Source organism: Bacillus massilinigeriensis (genome assembly GCF_900117315.1).
Lineage (GTDB): Bacteria > Bacillota > Bacilli > Bacillales > Cytobacillaceae > Bacillus_BE > Bacillus_BE massilionigeriensis.
The window spans coordinates 3,558,091-3,575,648 of record NZ_LT630337.1 but is presented as its reverse complement, the minus strand read 5'-3'; the positions used below and the strand labels follow the sequence as shown (position 1 = coordinate 3,575,648).

Here is a 17,558-nt window from a genome sequence, read left to right as displayed (position 1 = left end):
GTGATTGGAATTATCGACTATGGAATGGGGAATTTATTTAGCGTGAGTCAAGCGTTAAAACGACTAGAAGTCCCTTACTTTATTTCAGAAGATAAGGAAGAGCTGATGAAGGCTGACCGTTTAATTTTACCAGGCGTTGGAGCGTTTAAGGATGCAATGGATCGGTTAAATGAAACGGGATTAAGTGAGATGATTATTGAATTTGTTCAAACAGGAAAGCCACTTCTTGGAATCTGTTTAGGTATGCAGCTGTTGTTTGAGGAAAGTGAGGAGCATGGTTTAACTAAGGGGTTGGGACTACTCCCAGGTCGGGTTGTTCACTTTCCAGGTGTCACTCAGGAGGGGATTACGTATAAGGTTCCTCACATGGGCTGGAATAAGCTGTTATTTAAACAAGACTCTCCAATTCTAGATTCTATTGAAGAGGACTTTGTTTATTTTGTTCATTCCTATTATGTCGTGACTGACGATCCTACGGTAATTATAGCTGAAAGCAACTATGATGTTCAGGTTCCTGCTGTTGTTGGTCGAGGAAATGTATTTGGAATGCAGTTCCACCCGGAAAAAAGTGGGAAGACGGGCGTGAAGCTATTAACGAATTTCACCCAGTTTAGTGGAGAAAAGGTGGTGGCATCATGAGTTTCACCATTTATCCAGCCATTGATATGCGGGGCGGAAAATGCGTTCGTCTCCTCCAAGGTGACTATGATAAAGAAACGGTATATGGAGATTCTCCTTTTGATATGGCGAAGGAATTTGCTCTCGAAGGTGCCAAATGGATTCATATGGTTGATTTGGACGGAGCGAAGGATGGAAAAAGAGTGAATGATGCGTTCGTCATTAAGGCAGCTCAAGAATTAAATGCAAAGGTTCAGATTGGTGGCGGTATACGTACGGAACAGGATATTGTCCATTATTTAGAGCGAGGAATTGAAAGAGTCATTATTGGAAGCATCGCCATTTCTAATCCGGGCTTTGCTGTGGAAATGATCAAAAAATATGGTTCAAAAATCGCAGTCGGTATTGATGCAAAGAATGGTTTGGTTGCTACACATGGTTGGTTAGAAACCTCTGAAATGAAGGCAATCGAGGTTGGAAAACGGTTTGCTGACGCCGGTGCAGAGACATTTATTTTTACCGATATTGCTACAGATGGCATGCTTTCTGGACCGAATCTTGAAGCGGTTAAGTTAATGGCTAAAGAAACTGGGAAAGATGTCATCGCTTCAGGCGGAGTTAGTAGGCTTTCTGATCTCACTGCCCTAAAGGCATTGTCCGTTTCTGGCGTGGAAGGAGCGATTGTAGGAAAAGCGATTTATGAGGGCAGATTTACGGTCCGTGAGGCATTAAGAGAGGTGAACGAGTAAGTGTTAACGAAAAGAATCATTCCTTGTCTGGATGTAAAGGAAGGTCGCGTAGTGAAAGGAATTCAATTTGTTCAGCTAAAGGATGCAGGTGATCCTGTGGAGCTTGCTCGTTTTTATGATGAACAAGGGGCCGATGAGCTTGTCTTTTTGGATATTTCAGCATCACATGAGGGACGCAAAACAATGGTTGATGTTGTAAAGGCTGTGGCCTCTGAGCTTGCGATCCCCTTCACAGTTGGTGGCGGAATTAATTCCCTGGAGGATATGAAAAGAATCTTAAGAGCTGGGGCAGATAAAGTATCCCTCAATACTGCAGCAGTTATGAATCCAGATTTAATTAATGAGGGAGCCAGGTTTTTTGGAAAGCAATGCATAGTTGTGGCCATTGATGCAAAATACGATGAAGAGTTAGGCTCATGGCGTGTTTATACACATGGTGGTAGAACAGCGACCGACCGAGATTGTATTGGATGGGCAAAGGAAGCCGTTGAACGCGGAGCTGGTGAGATATTGTTAACTAGTATGGATAGTGATGGGGAAAAGAAAGGCTTTGACTTGAAGCTTACAAGAGCAGTTAGTGAGGCGGTGACAGTACCAGTTATTGCATCTGGTGGCGCTGGAAATGCTGAGCATTTTGTTTCTGCCTTTCAGGAAGGAAAAGCTGATGCTGCGCTTGCCGCGTCCATTTTCCATTACAGGGAGACATCCGTAACAGAAGTGAAATCTTTTCTAAAAGAAAACGGGGTGTACGTAAGATGAATATTGAAGAAGACATTAAATTTGATGAGAAAGGCTTAGTCCCAGCCATTGTCCAGGATGTGACAACAAAAGAAGTACTAACCTTGGCCTATATGAACAAGGAATCCTTAAAGAAATCATTAGAAACTCGGGAAACATGGTTTTATAGTCGCTCAAGGAGTGAGCTTTGGCATAAAGGGGAAACTAGCGGAAATACACAAACCATCGTTGAGCTGAAATATGATTGTGACCAGGATGCACTTTTAGTTTTAGTCAATCCAAAGGGCCCTGCCTGTCATAATGGAACAACAAGCTGTTTTACAGAAGCAATCGTGAAATCCGAGGTATCTGAAAAGGGGTTAGATTTACAGGAATATCAGATTCTTGCTTCACTTGAAAAGGTCATCATCGACCGTCAGAAAGAGCGACCTGAAGGAGCTTATACGACCTATTTATTTGATAAAGGGGTCGACAAAATCCTGAAAAAGGTTGGAGAGGAATCAGCAGAGGTCATCATTGCCGCAAAAAACCGAGATCATGAAGAGCTAAAATGGGAGTCTGCGGATCTTCTTTATCATTTGCTCGTACTATTGGTTGAGCAGGAGTTACCGTTTAAGGAAGTATTAAATGTATTAACGGAAAGACATACAAAACATGATAAATAGACATTGGTTTGAGGTCTGATTCTGCTTCCTACTTTGGGGGTGGGTCAGATTTTTTTGGGTTTTTAGCAATTGTGGTCCGGCCCGCTCGAATGGAAATACTTAAATTATTAATTTTCCCGGTTCATCTTATTTTATACAATTTCCTATGATATAATTTTATAGTTAAACATCGGTTATGGAGGACTACATGGGTAAAGACTCAAAAGCAATAAAAACGAAAGCAAAAATACTTACATTTAATCCCACGGGTGAGTACTATTTTTCAAAAGGGGTAAAGGCATATCGCCACCGTGATTTTTATAAAGCAAAAAAATATATCGAACGTGCAATGGTTCTAGAACCTGGGGAGCCGATGATTGCCTGTCAATTAGCCATCATTTTAACGGAAATGGGCGAATATCAAAAGTCCAACGAACAGTTGTACCGAATTCTTGAAGATATGGATGTAAAAATGGCTGAATGCCATTATTTTCTGGCTAATAATTATGCCCATTTAGGTCTTTTTAAAGATGCCTATCACCATGCTAATATGTATCTCGACCTTGAGCCCGATGGTGAATTTCTAGATGATGCCGAGGAGCTTCTTGACGTGCTTACTTTAGAGGCAGAGGAGTTGGAAGAGGACCTATTTGAACAGGATGAACTGATTATCAAACAAGAAAAAGCAAGAGGATTGTTAGAATCTGGTCACTTCAATGAGGCAATTGAACTGCTGAACACTGTCATTGAAGACTTTCCTGAGTATTGGTCAGCTTACAATAATTTGTCTTTAGCCCATTTTTATTTAGGTGAAGTAGAGAAGGCCATAAACATATTGAATGATGTATTAATAAAAAATCCAGGCAATTTACATGCTCTATGCAATCAGCTTGTTTTTGCCTTTTATTTAAAGGATTTTAAAGCAACTAAAATTTTCAAAGAGGCATTAAAGAAAGTTAACCCAATTTTGTTTGAGCATCAGTTTAAGCTTGGTGCAACCTTTGCTTTAGTTGGGGAGTATGAGATGGCCTATGCATGGCTACGTAAGCTTCATAAGCATGGTTATGAAGGGGACGGGGCATTTTATTATTGGCTATCCTATTCGGCTTACTTTACAGGGAGACAAAATCTTTCTGAAGTTGTTTGGAAAAAGGTAATTGAGAAAAGCCCAGAGAAATCCGGACTTGAGCCTTGGAATCGTGAGGATTCATCAGCTAATACCCTTGAAGAGGATATCAATTATATTCGAAAAAGATTTGAAAGCGAATATACTGAAGAAAGGTTATTCGCTCTATTTTTAACATCGATTTCAAGCAAAAAACAGGATATTATTTCATCTAAATGGTTTCAAATTAACGAGCAATCAAATGCTCTGGAGAACTCATATTGGACAGAAATTGAGGATTTCAGTCCATCGAAGTCAAGCTTAAGTAATGCTCACGAAACGGCAAAGGAATTGTACTCTTTCTATCAGCCAGTTGGGACGGTAGAGGCAGGCTTATTTTTAATGTGGTTTACCATTTTTGTAGAGCTTGTGAATGAAAAAACAGATATTAAAAATAATCGTGCATGGGCTGCTGCGACTGATTACTTATGGCATCAGCTTCGTGAAGAAAAAATTTCACAGAACCAGGTTGCGAAACAATATGGTTTATCAACTTCAACACTTCAAAAATATATTAAAATGGTAAATAAACATCTCATTTGAGCAAATCATTGGACGATGGAACTGTTGTTATATAGGATATGTGTAATAGGGAATACTAAACATATGAACCAGATTACTTGATGTTTTGCATGAAAGGAGTGGAGTGAATTGACAGAGGAAAAAATTTATGATGTTGTCATCATTGGAGCCGGTCCAGCTGGTATGACAGCGGCTGTATATACATCTCGCGCGAGCCTTTCCACTTTGATGATCGAACGGGGAGTCCCTGGTGGCCAAATGGCTAATACAGAGGAAGTTGAAAACTATCCAGGATTTGATACTATTTTAGGACCTGAGCTAGCGAACAAAATGTTCGAGCATGCAAAGAAGTTTGGTGCGGAATATGCTTATGGAGACATTAAGGAAATTATTGATGGAAAAGAATATAAAACGATTGTAGCCGGATCAAAGCAATTTAAGGCAAGAGCGGTCATTATCTCAACAGGAGCAGAGTACAAGAAAATTGGCGTTCCTGGGGAGAAGGAACTTGGGGGACGCGGGGTTTCCTACTGCGCAGTGTGTGATGGTGCGTTCTTTAAAGGGAAAGAGCTTGTTGTCGTTGGTGGAGGAGACTCTGCTGTGGAAGAAGGCGTTTATCTTACAAGATTTGCGAACAAGGTAACGATTGTTCACCGTCGTGATGAACTACGTGCCCAAAAAATTCTTCAACAACGTGCATTTGATAATGAAAAAGTTGATTTCATCTGGAATCATACAGTGAAACAAATAAATGACAAAGAGGGCAAGGTTGGCAGCGTTACTCTTGTTTCCACCGTGAATGGGGAAGAACAGGAATTTAAAACCGATGGTGTCTTCATTTATATTGGTATGGTGCCACTTTCAAAACCATTTGCTAATCTTGGAATTACGAACGAAAACGGCTATATTGAAACAAACGATCAAATGGAAACAAAGGTTCCTGGTATTTTTGCAGCGGGAGATATACGTGAGAAAACACTAAGACAAATTGTCACTGCAACAGGTGATGGAAGTATTGCTGCACAAAATGCTCAACATTATGTAGAAGAGCTAATGGAATCGTTAAAAGCAAAGGCTTAATTTTCTGTAAGTAGGATTGGGGATAATCCCGAAAAATTGGTTTGGATAGAAATATTTACAAAAATTAATTGTGTTTTAATTATCCTGTAACAATCATGAAACATAGATGGGGTATGATAAAGATAGAAATTGACCCCCTTTAAAGATATAATCCTTTCGCACAGGGAAACCTGTGTTTTTTTTTTTTTTTTTATATTAAAATAATGAAGTGTAGAAAAACCCATAAATTTACATGGAAGAATAAAGATAAAAAGGACGGTATGATTAATTGTGACCGTTTGCATAAAATAGTATAATAAAAGTAACGAAAAATTTGCCTAATAAAATGTTTTGAGTTGGACGGTACCGGGGTGATTTAATATGCAGAGAGTAACAAATTGTGTATTAGTTAAGGAAAATAAAATATTGCTTTTACAAAAGCCTAGAAGGGGCTGGTGGGTTGCTCCTGGTGGTAAAATGGAACCTGGTGAATCTGTGAGAGACTCCTGTATCCGTGAATTTAGAGAAGAAACTGGCATATATTTAAGAAATCCCAATATTAAAGGGATTTTCACCTTCATTATGAAGGATGGAGATCAGGTGATTTCAGAATGGATGATGTTCACGTTTTATACAACTGAAGCGGATGGACTTCATCTTGATCAGTCAGATGAGGGAAAAATCACCTGGCACCCAATTGAAGAAATAAAAAATCTACCGATGGCAGAGGGAGATTATCATATTTTAGATTATATGGTCCACGGAAATGGAATCATCTATGGAACTTTTACGTACACACCGGAGTATCAGCTTATTAGCTATCGATTAGATCCGAGTTAAATTAAAAAATAAGGGAGGTAATAGTTATGAGTACTGGTGCAGTTCAAGACACCCAAATGGTCATTATTACAGGAATGTCAGGTGCAGGGAAAACTGTAGCGATCCAAAGCTTTGAAGATTTAGGATTCTTCTGCGTAGATAACTTACCTCCAACTCTTTTACCGAAATTCCTAGAACTGATGAAGGATTCTGGGAATAAGATGAATAAAGTTGCATTAGTTATGGATTTAAGAGGACGAGAATTTTTTGATTCCTTGTTTAGAGCATTAGATGAATTAGCCGAAACCTCTTGGGTAAATCCACAAATTTTGTTTTTAGATGCCGATGATGCCACATTAGTGAAAAGATATAAAGAAACCAGAAGATCGCATCCTTTAGCAAAATCTGGTTCACCACTTGAAGGAATCAAGCTAGAGAGGGATTTGTTAGAAGAGTTAAAAGGTCGTTCACAAATTATTTATAATACTTCAACGATGAAGCCAAGAGAACTAAGGGAAAAAATCATAACAGAGTTCTCTGTCAATAAACAGACCATTTTTACGGTGAATGTCATGTCCTTTGGCTTTAAATATGGTCTGCCTATTGATGCGGATTTAGTATTTGATGTGCGTTTCTTGCCTAATCCCTATTATATTGAACATATGAGGCCTCAGACTGGATTAGATGAAGAAGTGAAGAATTATGTTCTCAAGTGGAATGAAACGAATAAATTCCTTGAAAAGGTTACAGAGCTTTTAAGCTTTATGCTCCCACATTATAAACGTGAAGGTAAAGCACAGTTGATTATAGCTGTCGGATGTACAGGTGGTCAGCATCGCTCTGTCGCTCTTGCTGAATACATTGGGCATTATTTTGAAAAGGAATATCATACTGTTATTTCGCACCGTGATATTGAGAAGAGAAAGGAAAAAATTACATGACCCAACAGGAACAGCCAAGAATTGTTATCATAGGTGGGGGAACGGGGCTACCTGTACTTCTCAGAGGCTTAAAGCAATACCCTGTGGATATCACGGCCATTGTCACGGTTGCTGATGATGGAGGGAGCTCAGGCCGGATAAGAGATGAAATGGATATCCCTTCGCCAGGTGACATTCGAAATGTTTTAGCTGCATTATCAGATGTTGAGCCGCTCATTGAAGAAATGTTTCAACATAGATTCACGTCTTCTAAAGAACTATCTGGTCATTCACTAGGGAATTTAATAATTGCTGCGATGACTTCGATTACAGGTAATTTTGTACATGCTATTCGTGAAATGAGCAAGGTGCTAAATGTAAGAGGGAAAGTGCTGCCTGCAGCTAATCACAGTGTTATTTTACATGCTGAAATGGAAGATGGAACGATTGTATCAGGGGAATCAAAAATTCCGTATTCTGGTAAGAAAATTAAAAGGGTGTTTTTAACACCTGGGGATGTACAGCCTCTTACGGAAACGATTCAAGCTATTCGAAAAGCGGATATTATTATTATTGGACCAGGTAGTCTTTTTACAAGTATATTACCAAACTTACTTGTTCCTAAAATTGGAGAAGAGGTTTGTAAGGCAAAGGCAAAGAAAGTATATATTTGCAATTTGATGACTCAGGCAGGTGAAACGTTGGATTTCACCGCAAGCGACCACGTAAAAGCCATTTATCATCATTTAGATTGTCAAATGATTGATACGATTCTAGTGAATAGCGAAGAAATTCCAGATGATATTCAAGAAAAGTATAGTGAAGAATTGGCAAGGCCTGTTCGTTATGATTTAAGTGCTTTATATGATTTAGGACTCGAGGTAGTCCATGGGGAAATCGCCTGCTTGGACAATGGAGTCATTAGACATGATACAAAAGAAGTGGCGAAAATATTATATTCTTTAATATTAAATGAAACCAAACAATCTTCAAAACCGTAATTAGGCTTATGAGATTTAATTAATCCTTTATCCTATTGGAACTTCCACCAAAATACACACAATTAAAATAGAAATTAGGGGGTGAAGGAGATGTCTTTTGCTTCAGAAACTAAAAAAGAATTAACCAATCTTGAGTCCAAGGATTGTTGTAGTAAAACAGAGCTTTCCGCCCTCATACGCATGAACGGTTCTTTATCTTTTTCTAATCGAAAATTAATTGTTGATATCCAGACGGAAAATGCAGCAATTGCAAGAAGGATTTACACGCTTATAAAAAGGCACTATGATACCCAGGTAGAACTTCTTGTTCGAAAGAAAATGAGATTAAAAAAGAATAACGTTTATATTGTTCGTCTGGCCGATTCAGCAAGAGAAATCCTTGAAGACCTCAGAATCCTGAAGGAAGGATTTGAATTTGTTCAAGACATTTCTGAAGACTTAATAAGAAAAAAATGCTGTAAACGTGCATATCTACGCGGTGCCTTTCTGGCTGGGGGATCAGTTAACAACCCTGAAACCTCCTCCTATCATTTAGAAATCTTCTCGTTATACAAAGAACATAATGATGCCCTATGTGACCTAATGAATACCTTCCGCCTTAATAGTAAAACTTTAGAGAGAAAAAAGGGCTTTATTAATTATTTAAAAGAGGCTGAAAAGATTACCGAGTTTTTAAATATAATAGGTGCACATGGCGCTCTATTAAAATTTGAAGATATTCGTATTGTGCGTGATATGAGAAACTCTGTTAATCGACTCGTTAATTGTGAAACAGCGAACTTAAATAAAACCATAGGAGCTGCTTTAAGGCAGGTTGAGAATATTAGGTATATTGAATCAACAGTAGGGCTACAAATTTTACCTGATAAGCTTCGTGAAATTGCCGAGCTGCGAGTGGCTTATCAGGATGTAACTTTAAAGGAACTTGGCGAGATGGTTTCAAGTGGTAATATCAGCAAATCCGGCATTAATCACCGGTTAAGAAAAATAGATGAAATTGCTGAAAAACTACGTGCAGGAGATAATGTGTAGTTTACATCATATGATTAATATATAAGAAAAAAACATCGGGGAGGATGAGAATGATGGTCGAAAAAGAGCTTGAAGTAAAATTAAGAACAGGATTGCAAGCACGTCCTGCTGCTAAATTCGTTCAGGAGGCGAACCGTTTTTCATCAGATATTTACATTGAAAAGGATGGGAAAAAGGTTAACGCAAAAAGCATTATGGGGCTAATGAGCTTGGCGATTCATTCCGGTTCAAACATTCGTTTATTCGCTGAAGGAAGAGACGAGGAACAAGCATTAGAAGAGTTAGTAAACTATATTCAAAATGAAGATTAGAAAAAGCTGGGGAAAAGAAATATATCGTTAATTGGGGAGAGTGAAATAACCTATGTTGTTTCCTCTTTTTATTTGGGTAAATTGATTTTACAAGCTGAACTCTGACAATAAAAAAGGCTACCCCATTTGGCAGCTTGCACCTTATGGGATAGCCTGTTAGTCAATCAATGACGAATTACCGGTAAGTTTATTTGTCCTTCTTATCATTAAGGGTATGTCTTGTAATAATATGGTCAACTAGTCCATACTCTTTTGCCTTTTCAGCTGTCATGAAATTATCACGATCGGTATCTCTAGAAATGACTTCGAGAGATTGACCAGTACGTTCAGCAAGAATACCGTTTAACTTTTCACGTAGGAAAAGAATACGTTTCGCTGCGATTTCAATTTCAGTTGCTTGACCTTGGGCGCCACCAAGTGGTTGGTGAATCATAACTTCGCTGTTTGGAAGAGCATAACGCTTTCCTTTTTCTCCGGCAGCTAAAAGAAAGGCACCCATTGATGCAGCCATACCAATACAGATGGTTTGAACATCTGGTTTAATAAACTGCATGGTATCATAAATGGCCATTCCTGCCGTGATACTACCTCCAGGGCTGTTAATGTAAATGGAAATATCTTTTTCTGGATTTTCTGCTTCTAAGAATAATAATTGAGCAACAATAGAGTTTGCGACATTATCATCAATGGCGCTGCCCAACATGATAATACGATCCTTAAGAAGACGGGAATAAATGTCGTATGCACGTTCCCCGCGGTTGGTTTGTTCAATAACTGTAGGGATTAAGTTCATTTTTATTTCCTCCTTTTATATAAGAGTCCAACATACAATGCTTAGTATATTTCTCCATTAAAAGAAAACGTTTGAATCCTGTATGTAATTTTATCATACACTGATGGTCAATAAAGGTCAAACGAATCGCTTTAGAAATCGAGAAATAATTGCCAATTGGTATTTCAACTGATTTTATACGTTTCAATCCTTCTTCATCATATCCTTTTTGGGAAAAAAATAATCAGTAAGAGAAGAAGGTTTTCTTATTGGCCTCCTATAAAGTCTTCTTGCAAAGAATTTGAAGATGACATATAATATGTAAACGTACTGCTTATTATGATTATCATTTTGTTCGATCAAACTTGACTCTATATTAGCTATAATGCCCTCGTGGTGCAACGGATAGCACGTAAGATTCCGGTTCTTAAAATGGGGGTTCGATTCCCTCCGAGGGCGCTTTGAAAAAGTTCACTTTATACGACGAAAGCCTTATCTTAGATAGCTAATAGCTATTTAGATAAGGTTTTTTTATATAATCCTGGGATTTCGTTCTTAAATGCTCGTTTGACCAGGCGGAATTTGTCGATTATACTCAATTATAGTGATTTTACCCATTTTTATATTGGTAAAAAGTATCTATGGTCAGGAGAAGTTGAGGTTGGGAAATCGAATTATTTATGCAGACATACTAAGAGTACTCGCAACATTTGCTGTTATGATCATTCACGTAAGTGCAACAAACTATGCACAGTTAGAACCAAATACATATGAATGGAACATACTGAACATTTATGATTCATTGGCACGTTGGTGTGTGCCGATGTTCGCCATGCTCAGTGGGATGTTCTTTTTAAATACGAATAGACCTTTGACTATGAAAAAACTTTATACAAAAAATATTTATCGTGTAGTATTAGCCTTAATCGTATGGGGATTTATTTATCAAGTGTATAAGGGATTTTTAAATCATACGATCGACCGCTACTTCTTACTTGATACATTCCTAGTGATTTTCCAAGGGAAGACTCATTATCATTTGTGGTTTTTATATATGATTTTAGGGTTATATCTCATTACACCGATCTTAAGAACCTTTATGAAAAGCGCAACGAAAAAGGATATTGAATACTTTTTGGTTATTAGCTTTATTTTCACAAGCTTGTTACCAACCTTAAATCATTTTGAACCATTTCATTTAGTAGCACCGTTCTTCATTAAATTTGATGTGAATTTAGTATTGGGCTATACAATCTACTTCATCATGGGGTACTACCTAGCAACTTATGAGCTAAGTGCAAAGACGAAAAAATGGTTGTACATTCTAGGGGTCATCGGGATATTAGCAACGATTGTTGGAACAAGAATCCTATCCTTAGAGAAGGGCGCGCCAGATACATTTTTATATTATTATTTAAGGGCAAATGTATTCTTTACACCGGTAGCTTTGTTCTTGTTTGGTAAAGAATTTTTACAGAAAATCCGTCTCGGGGAGAGAAGCTTAAAGATCATCTCTATATTATCGACCTACAGCTTCGGTATGTACCTAGTTCATGATATGATTCGAACAATCTTAATGAGATTTGGAATTGATAATTTGCTATTTAACCAAATCTTCTCTGTTCCTATCATAGCTGTGATGATATTCATCATAAGCTTTATCATCACCCATTTTATAAGGAAGATCCCTTACTTTGGGGAGAGAATTACCTAATATATTAATTCCAAAAAATGTAAGGTGCCTGTCACCCGAAATTAAGAAGATTTTCTCATACAACATTTTTCCTCCTTATTGTAAAATGGGATAAGGAGGAGATGTTTAATGAACTTAAAAACAGGTCTATGGCAACAGCAAACCTTAAAATTAACAATGACCCAAGAGTTAAGCCAAGCAATTGCTTTACTACAATACTCCTCTCTAGAGCTTGCCTCTTTTCTTGAAAGTAAAGCTCTTGAAAATCCCTTAATCAAATTAGAAACAGACAATATAAAAACGTTCAACCCACAATTTGATCGTGTGAAGATGAAACGAAGTGGAATGGAGAAAGACCAAAAGGCATGGATCGAACAAATTGGTGAGAAGGTTATTACGTTACAAGAATTTTTACTTTCGCAAATTCACTTGAACAGCTTAAATCCACGTGAAAATGAAATCGTCATGATTTTGCTCGAACATATTGATGAAAACGGTTACTTATGTACGGATATAGAAGAAATTTCAAAGATTAGTAGTTTTTCTAATGAAGAACTTGAAGCGTGGTTGCATGAGATTCAGCAAGAGGTTGAGCCTGCTGGGATTGGAGCGCGCAATCTAAAGGAATGTTTATACCTACAATTAACTAGACTAGAGAAGCCAAATGAAATCGCGGAAAAAATAGTCTTAGAGCATTTTGAGCTTTTTGCTGAGAAGAAGTGGAAGGAATTATCGAAACTAATGAGCATTTCCTTAAAGGAAATTCAAAAAGTATTCGATTTGGTTTTGACACTGAATCCTAGACCTGCCGCCAATTTTGTCTCGGAAAAATCCGCCTATATTATTCCTGATGTGGTGGTTAAGCCGAATGGCAACGAGTATGCTGTCAGTATTTATGACGACCTGATACCACGGGTTAGTTTTAATGAAGTTTATTTTAATAAATTCTCTCGTAAAGAGGATTCAGAATTAAGGAAATTCTTAAAGGAAAAACATCAGGATTATCAATGGATTGTTAAAAGTTTAGAGCAAAGAAAAGAGACCCTTGCAAAAGTGTCATTAAAGATAATTGAAAAACAGCCAGATTTCTTTAAAAAAGGGCCCTCGTTCTTGAAACCTATGACGATGAAGGAAATCTCAGAGGAATTAGACATACATGAGTCAACGGTTAGCCGTGCAGTAAGAGATAAGTACATTCAAACACCATTTGGCACTTTTGAACTAAGGTCCTTTTTTACAAGTACGATTCAAACTATTACGAACGAGGCGACTTCCTCTAAGCAGGTAAAGGAGATTATTCAGAATTTAATTGAGAAGGAAAATAAACAAAAGCCACTATCCGACCAAGAAATTGTCCGAATAATCAGGGAGAATGATGGAATGGTGATCTCGAGAAGGACTGTTGCTAAATATCGGGACCAATTGGGCATTCCTTCGTCATCTAAAAGAAAAAGATACGACTAGACATAAAGGAGAAGCCAAAAATGAACCAGACCAATGTTATTTTATACACGAGAAACGGTTGCCATCTATGTGAACAAGCAAAGGAGATACTGGTTGAATTAAAACAGCAATTCAATTTTGTATTAGATGAAGTGGATATTAATCATAGTGATGAACTCACTGAAAAATATGGATTAATGATTCCAGTTGTTGAAATTAATGGAAAAGAAGTTCAGTTCGGTCAAGTTGACAAAATGTTCATATATGAAGCGCTTACAATAAAATAAAAAGGGTTTTTAGTTGAATTATAAATACCACCCTGTTACAATAAAACACGTAGCAGGGGAGTTTTTTTTTGGAGTGAGCGGGACATAATATGTCTAAGAGGGACATTTATTGCCCATCAGGAAAGAGGAGGATATCATGAAGTCATCAATGATTGATATTCAGAAAAAATTATTACCTGATTTGCTTACCGTTATGCAAAAACGTTATCACATCCTCCAATACATACATTTGATGCAGCCAGTAGGAAGAAGGAATCTATCAATCAGTTTAGGGATCACTGAAAGGGTGCTTAGAGGGGAAGTTGATTTTCTTAAAGAGCAAAATCTGATTTCAGTGACAAGTGTCGGCATGAGCTTAACACCCGAAGGAAATAATTTACTTGATAGCCTTGAAAGTGTCATGAGAGAAATAACAGGACTGACCGAACTGGAGAAAAAATTACAAAATCAATTAGGCATCAAACAGGTCGTAGTGGTTGCTGGAAATAGTGATGAATCCCCTTGGGTAAAAAAAGGCCTTGGAAGAGCATGTGCTTTAAGCATGAAAGTCTTACTTGAAGGGAATAATATCATCGCTGTTACTGGTGGGTCAACGATGGCTGCGGTAGCAGATATGCTAACCCCTGATCTAGAGGATAAAGACATGTTGTTTGTTCCAGCAAGAGGTGGAATTGGAGAGGATGTTCAGAACGAAGCGAACACGATTTGTGCAATCATGGCGGAAAGAACACATTCAAGACACCGCGTTTTGTATGTCCCTGATCAAGTTAGCCAGGAAACGTACCAATCTATCATGAGAGAACCAAACATCAAAGAGGTACTCAGCTTAATTAAGTCTGCTAGCATGGTTTTGCATGGTATTGGAGATGCTATGACAATGGCCAAGCGCCGAAAAACAGATGCGAAGCTTTTGGAAGAAATCATCAAGGCAGGAGCAATTGGAGAATCATTTGGATATTATTTCAATGAACAAGGAAAAATAATTCATAAGGTTCAAACCATTGGTCTTCAGTTAGATGATTTAGAACATGTCCAACATGTCGTAACTGTGGCAGGTGGAGCATCAAAAGGTAAAGCAATCCGCTCATATATGAAGCAAGCCCCGGCAAAGGAAAAAACGGTCCTCATTACAGATGAAGGGGCCGCAAAACAGTTATTACAAGGGGATATCCCCTTATAATATTTTTAAAATATAGAGAAAAAGTTTTCAGAAGACTAGGAGGAAAAAAATCATGGCAGTTAAAGTTGGTATTAACGGATTTGGAAGAATTGGACGTATTGTATTTCGTGCAGCATTAAACAACCCTAACATTGAAATCGTAGCTGTTAACGACTTAACAGATGCTAAAATGTTAGCTCACCTTTTAAAATACGATTCCGTACACGGAACTCTAGATGCAGAAGTATCTACAAACGGAAATAACCTTGTAGTAAATGGAAAAGAAATCATCGTTAAAGCTGAACGCGAACCAGCTAATCTTGGATGGGGCGAACTTGGCGTTGATGTAGTTGTTGAATCTACAGGCCGTTTCACAAAACGTGAAGATGCTGCTAAACACTTAGAAGCAGGCGCTAAAAAGGTTGTTATCTCTGCACCTGGTAAAGATGAAGATATTACAATCGTTATGGGTGTTAACCAAGACCAATATGATGCATCAAAACATGACATCATTTCCAATGCATCTTGTACTACAAACTGCTTAGCTCCTTTTGCTAAAGTTTTAAATGAAAAATTTGGAATCAAACGCGGTATGATGACAACTATTCACTCATACACAAATGACCAACAAATTCTTGACTTACCACATAAAGATTTCCGCCGTGCTCGTGCAGCAGCTGAATCTATGATTCCTACTACAACTGGTGCTGCTAAAGCAGTTGCTCTTGTATTACCTGATCTTAAAGGTAAATTAAACGGTATGGCAGTTCGCGTACCTACTCCAAACGTTTCAGTTGTAGACTTAGTTGCTGAACTTGACAAAAACGTAACAAAAGAAGAAGTAAATGCAGCATTAAAAGAAGCAGCAGAAAACGAATTGAAAGGAATCCTTGTATACAGCGACGAGCCACTAGTATCTCGTGACTACAATGGTTCTGTTCAATCTTCAACTGTTGATGGATTATCAACTATGGTAATCGCAGACAACATGGTGAAAGTTCTTGCTTGGTATGACAACGAAACTGGTTACTCTAACCGTGTAGTTGACCTTGTTGATTACATTGCTCAAAAAGGACTTTAATCTCTAAGTTCTTAAAAAATGAAAAAGTTCACCAATCATTTATTGGATTAAAGGGATAAAGGGCTTATAATAGTAAAGGTGCAACCTGGCTATATTTGCAATTCCTTCCAAAAGAGTGGAACTTGATATTTTTTAAAAAAGGGGAGCGGGGAGGATTCCCCACTCCCTTTATCTTTGAAATTTCATGCAACAGAGTTGTTTCACATAAATGGAGTCTTTAGGAGGTCTTTTGGCAATGAACAAAAAAAGCGTAAAAGATGTCGAATTAAAAGGCAAAGTAGTATTTTGCCGTGTAGATTTTAACGTACCAATGTCTGAAGGAAAAGTAACAGACGATACTCGTATCCGTGCTGCACTTCCAACTATCCAATACTTAATGGAACAAGGGGCAAAGGTTTTATTAGCTAGCCACTTAGGTCGTCCAAAAGGAAAAGCTGTTGAAGAGATGCGCTTAACTGCTGTGGCAAAACGCTTATCTGAGCTTTTAGGCAGAGATGTTAAGAAAACTGATGAAGCATATGGCGATACAGTTAAAGCTGAAATTGCAACCATGCAAGATGGGGATGTACTTTTATTAGAAAATGTTCGCTTCTATCCTGGTGAAGAGAAAAATGATCCAGAACTTGCAAAAGCATTTGCTGAACTAGCTGACCTTTATGTAAATGATGCATTTGGTGCTGCTCACCGCGCACATGCTTCAACTGAAGGAATTGCTCATCACTTACCAGCAGTATCTGGTTTCTTAATGGAAAAAGAGCTTGACGTATTAGGAAAAGCATTATCTAATCCAGAAAGACCATTCACTGCAATTATCGGTGGAGCAAAAGTTAAAGACAAAATCGGTGTAATTGATAACCTACTTGAAAAAGTAGATAACCTAATCATCGGTGGAGGTCTTGCTTATACATTTGTTAAAGCACAAGGTCATGAAATCGGACAATCTCTATTAGAAGAAGATAAAATTGATCTTGCAAAATCCTTTATGAAAAAAGCAGAAGAAAAAGGCGTTAAATTCTACATGCCAGTAGACGCAGTTATTGCGAAAGAATTTGCTAAAGATGCTGAGTCAAAAGTAGTTGCGATTGAAGAAATTCCTTCTGATTGGCAAGCTCTTGATATCGGACCTAAAACAGCTGAGCTTTACCGTGATGTAATTAAAGACTCTAAGCTTGTTATCTGGAATGGACCTATGGGTGTATTCGAATTTGATAAATTTGCTGGCGGAACAAAAGCGGTAGCTGAAGCACTTGCAGAAGCAACTGATACTTATTCCGTTATCGGTGGTGGAGATTCAGCAGCCGCTGTTGAAAAATTCAATCTAGCTGATAAAATGAGCCATATTTCAACTGGTGGAGGAGCTTCCCTAGAATTTATGGAAGGAAAAGCACTTCCAGGTGTTGTAGCTTTGAACGATAAGTAATAAAATTTGAATTGTTGTACAATTTAAATTTGAGAGGTAGATTTTGCGTTATTGGGATATGTCCAATCGCAGCAAATCTCACTAGGATTTTTTACATCTAAGAAAACACGTGTCGGAGAGATTAA

General features: G+C 37.9%; 18 protein-coding genes and 1 tRNA gene. 18 read left to right on the top strand and 1 reads right to left on the bottom strand.

Translation table 11 applies throughout. The features are described 5' to 3' along the window. The 11 genes from hisH to BQ6100_RS17815 all read left to right on the top strand — a co-directional run bounded on the left by hisH (window position 1) and on the right by BQ6100_RS17815 (window position 9,578). Complete coding sequence (hisH, locus tag BQ6100_RS17865; protein ID WP_075982896.1) at window positions 1-639, top strand: imidazole glycerol phosphate synthase subunit HisH; 639 nt, start codon at window positions 1-3, stop codon at window positions 637-639. Then, complete coding sequence (gene hisA / locus BQ6100_RS17860; RefSeq protein ID WP_075982895.1) at window positions 636-1,367, top strand: 1-(5-phosphoribosyl)-5-[(5-phosphoribosylamino)methylideneamino]imidazole-4-carboxamide isomerase; 732 nt, start codon at window positions 636-638, stop codon at window positions 1,365-1,367. Before hisH ends, hisA begins: the two co-directional genes overlap by 4 nt. Then, complete coding sequence (hisF, locus tag BQ6100_RS17855) at window positions 1,368-2,126, top strand: imidazole glycerol phosphate synthase subunit HisF (RefSeq protein WP_075982894.1); 759 nt, start codon at window positions 1,368-1,370, stop codon at window positions 2,124-2,126. Then, entirely contained in the window at window positions 2,123-2,770 is a 648-nt protein-coding gene (gene hisIE, locus BQ6100_RS17850; protein ID WP_075982893.1) for a bifunctional phosphoribosyl-AMP cyclohydrolase/phosphoribosyl-ATP diphosphatase HisIE, read from the top strand. The genes hisF and hisIE overlap by 4 nt, the downstream gene beginning before the upstream one ends. A gap of 187 nt (window positions 2,771-2,957) precedes the next feature. Continuing rightward, the gene (locus BQ6100_RS17845; RefSeq protein ID WP_075982892.1) at window positions 2,958-4,457 is read left to right on the top strand and encodes a tetratricopeptide repeat protein; all 1,500 of its coding nucleotides are present in this window, start codon (window positions 2,958-2,960) and stop codon (window positions 4,455-4,457) included. A gap of 108 nt (window positions 4,458-4,565) precedes the next feature. Beyond that, complete coding sequence (gene trxB, locus BQ6100_RS17840; protein WP_075982891.1) at window positions 4,566-5,516, top strand: thioredoxin-disulfide reductase; 951 nt, start codon at window positions 4,566-4,568, stop codon at window positions 5,514-5,516. Between the two features lie 360 nt (window positions 5,517-5,876). Then, window positions 5,877-6,335: an 8-oxo-dGTP diphosphatase gene (locus tag BQ6100_RS17835; protein WP_075982890.1), complete on the top strand. Its 459-nt coding sequence runs from the start codon at window positions 5,877-5,879 to the stop codon at window positions 6,333-6,335. Between the two features lie 26 nt (window positions 6,336-6,361). Beyond that, window positions 6,362-7,255 carry an RNase adapter RapZ gene (gene rapZ, locus BQ6100_RS17830; RefSeq protein WP_075982889.1) on the top strand — a complete coding sequence of 298 codons (894 nt, stop codon included), beginning with the start codon at window positions 6,362-6,364 and terminating at the stop codon, window positions 7,253-7,255. Then, the gene (locus tag BQ6100_RS17825) at window positions 7,252-8,235 is read left to right on the top strand and encodes a gluconeogenesis factor YvcK family protein (RefSeq protein ID WP_075982888.1); all 984 of its coding nucleotides are present in this window, start codon (window positions 7,252-7,254) and stop codon (window positions 8,233-8,235) included. Before rapZ ends, BQ6100_RS17825 begins: the two co-directional genes overlap by 4 nt. A 90-nt stretch (window positions 8,236-8,325) precedes the next feature. Next, window positions 8,326-9,267 (top strand): DNA-binding protein WhiA, encoded by a 942-nt coding sequence (gene whiA / locus BQ6100_RS17820; protein WP_075982887.1) that lies wholly within the window; start codon window positions 8,326-8,328, stop codon window positions 9,265-9,267. Window positions 9,268-9,320: 53 nt separating this feature from the next. Continuing rightward, complete coding sequence (locus BQ6100_RS17815; protein WP_075983620.1) at window positions 9,321-9,578, top strand: HPr family phosphocarrier protein; 258 nt, start codon at window positions 9,321-9,323, stop codon at window positions 9,576-9,578. A 187-nt stretch (window positions 9,579-9,765) separates the two neighbouring features. On the opposite strand, the gene clpP is transcribed toward BQ6100_RS17815, so the two are convergent. Further along, on the bottom strand, window positions 9,766-10,371 hold the full coding sequence (gene clpP / locus BQ6100_RS17810; protein ID WP_075982886.1) for an ATP-dependent Clp endopeptidase proteolytic subunit ClpP: 606 nt from the start codon (window positions 10,369-10,371) through the stop codon (window positions 9,766-9,768). Window positions 10,372-10,737: 366 nt separating this feature from the next. On the opposite strand from clpP, the gene BQ6100_RS17805 reads away from it, so the two are divergent. From BQ6100_RS17805 to BQ6100_RS17775, 7 genes are all read left to right on the top strand, one after another. After that, window positions 10,738-10,809: transfer RNA gene (locus BQ6100_RS17805), tRNA-Arg, on the top strand. Between the two features lie 202 nt (window positions 10,810-11,011). After that, window positions 11,012-12,064 carry an acyltransferase gene (locus BQ6100_RS17800; RefSeq protein WP_084780460.1) on the top strand — a complete coding sequence of 351 codons (1,053 nt, stop codon included), beginning with the start codon at window positions 11,012-11,014 and terminating at the stop codon, window positions 12,062-12,064. A gap of 108 nt (window positions 12,065-12,172) precedes the next feature. Further along, window positions 12,173-13,507, top strand: coding sequence for an RNA polymerase factor sigma-54 (gene rpoN, locus BQ6100_RS17795; protein ID WP_075982884.1), 1,335 nt, complete (start codon window positions 12,173-12,175; stop codon window positions 13,505-13,507). Window positions 13,508-13,527: 20 nt separating this feature from the next. After that, complete coding sequence (locus BQ6100_RS17790) at window positions 13,528-13,773, top strand: glutaredoxin family protein (protein ID WP_075982883.1); 246 nt, start codon at window positions 13,528-13,530, stop codon at window positions 13,771-13,773. A gap of 136 nt (window positions 13,774-13,909) precedes the next feature. Then, a complete protein-coding gene (locus BQ6100_RS17785; RefSeq protein ID WP_075982882.1) occupies window positions 13,910-14,953 on the top strand; it encodes a sugar-binding transcriptional regulator in 1,044 nt (347 codons plus the stop codon). Window positions 14,954-15,005: 52 nt separating this feature from the next. Beyond that, window positions 15,006-16,013, top strand: a complete 1,008-nt coding sequence (gap, locus tag BQ6100_RS17780) for a type I glyceraldehyde-3-phosphate dehydrogenase (RefSeq protein ID WP_075982881.1) — start codon at window positions 15,006-15,008, stop codon at window positions 16,011-16,013. 235 nt (window positions 16,014-16,248) lie between these two features. After that, a complete protein-coding gene (locus BQ6100_RS17775) occupies window positions 16,249-17,433 on the top strand; it encodes a phosphoglycerate kinase (protein ID WP_075982880.1) in 1,185 nt (394 codons plus the stop codon). The last annotated feature ends 125 nt before the right edge of the window (window positions 17,434-17,558 follow it).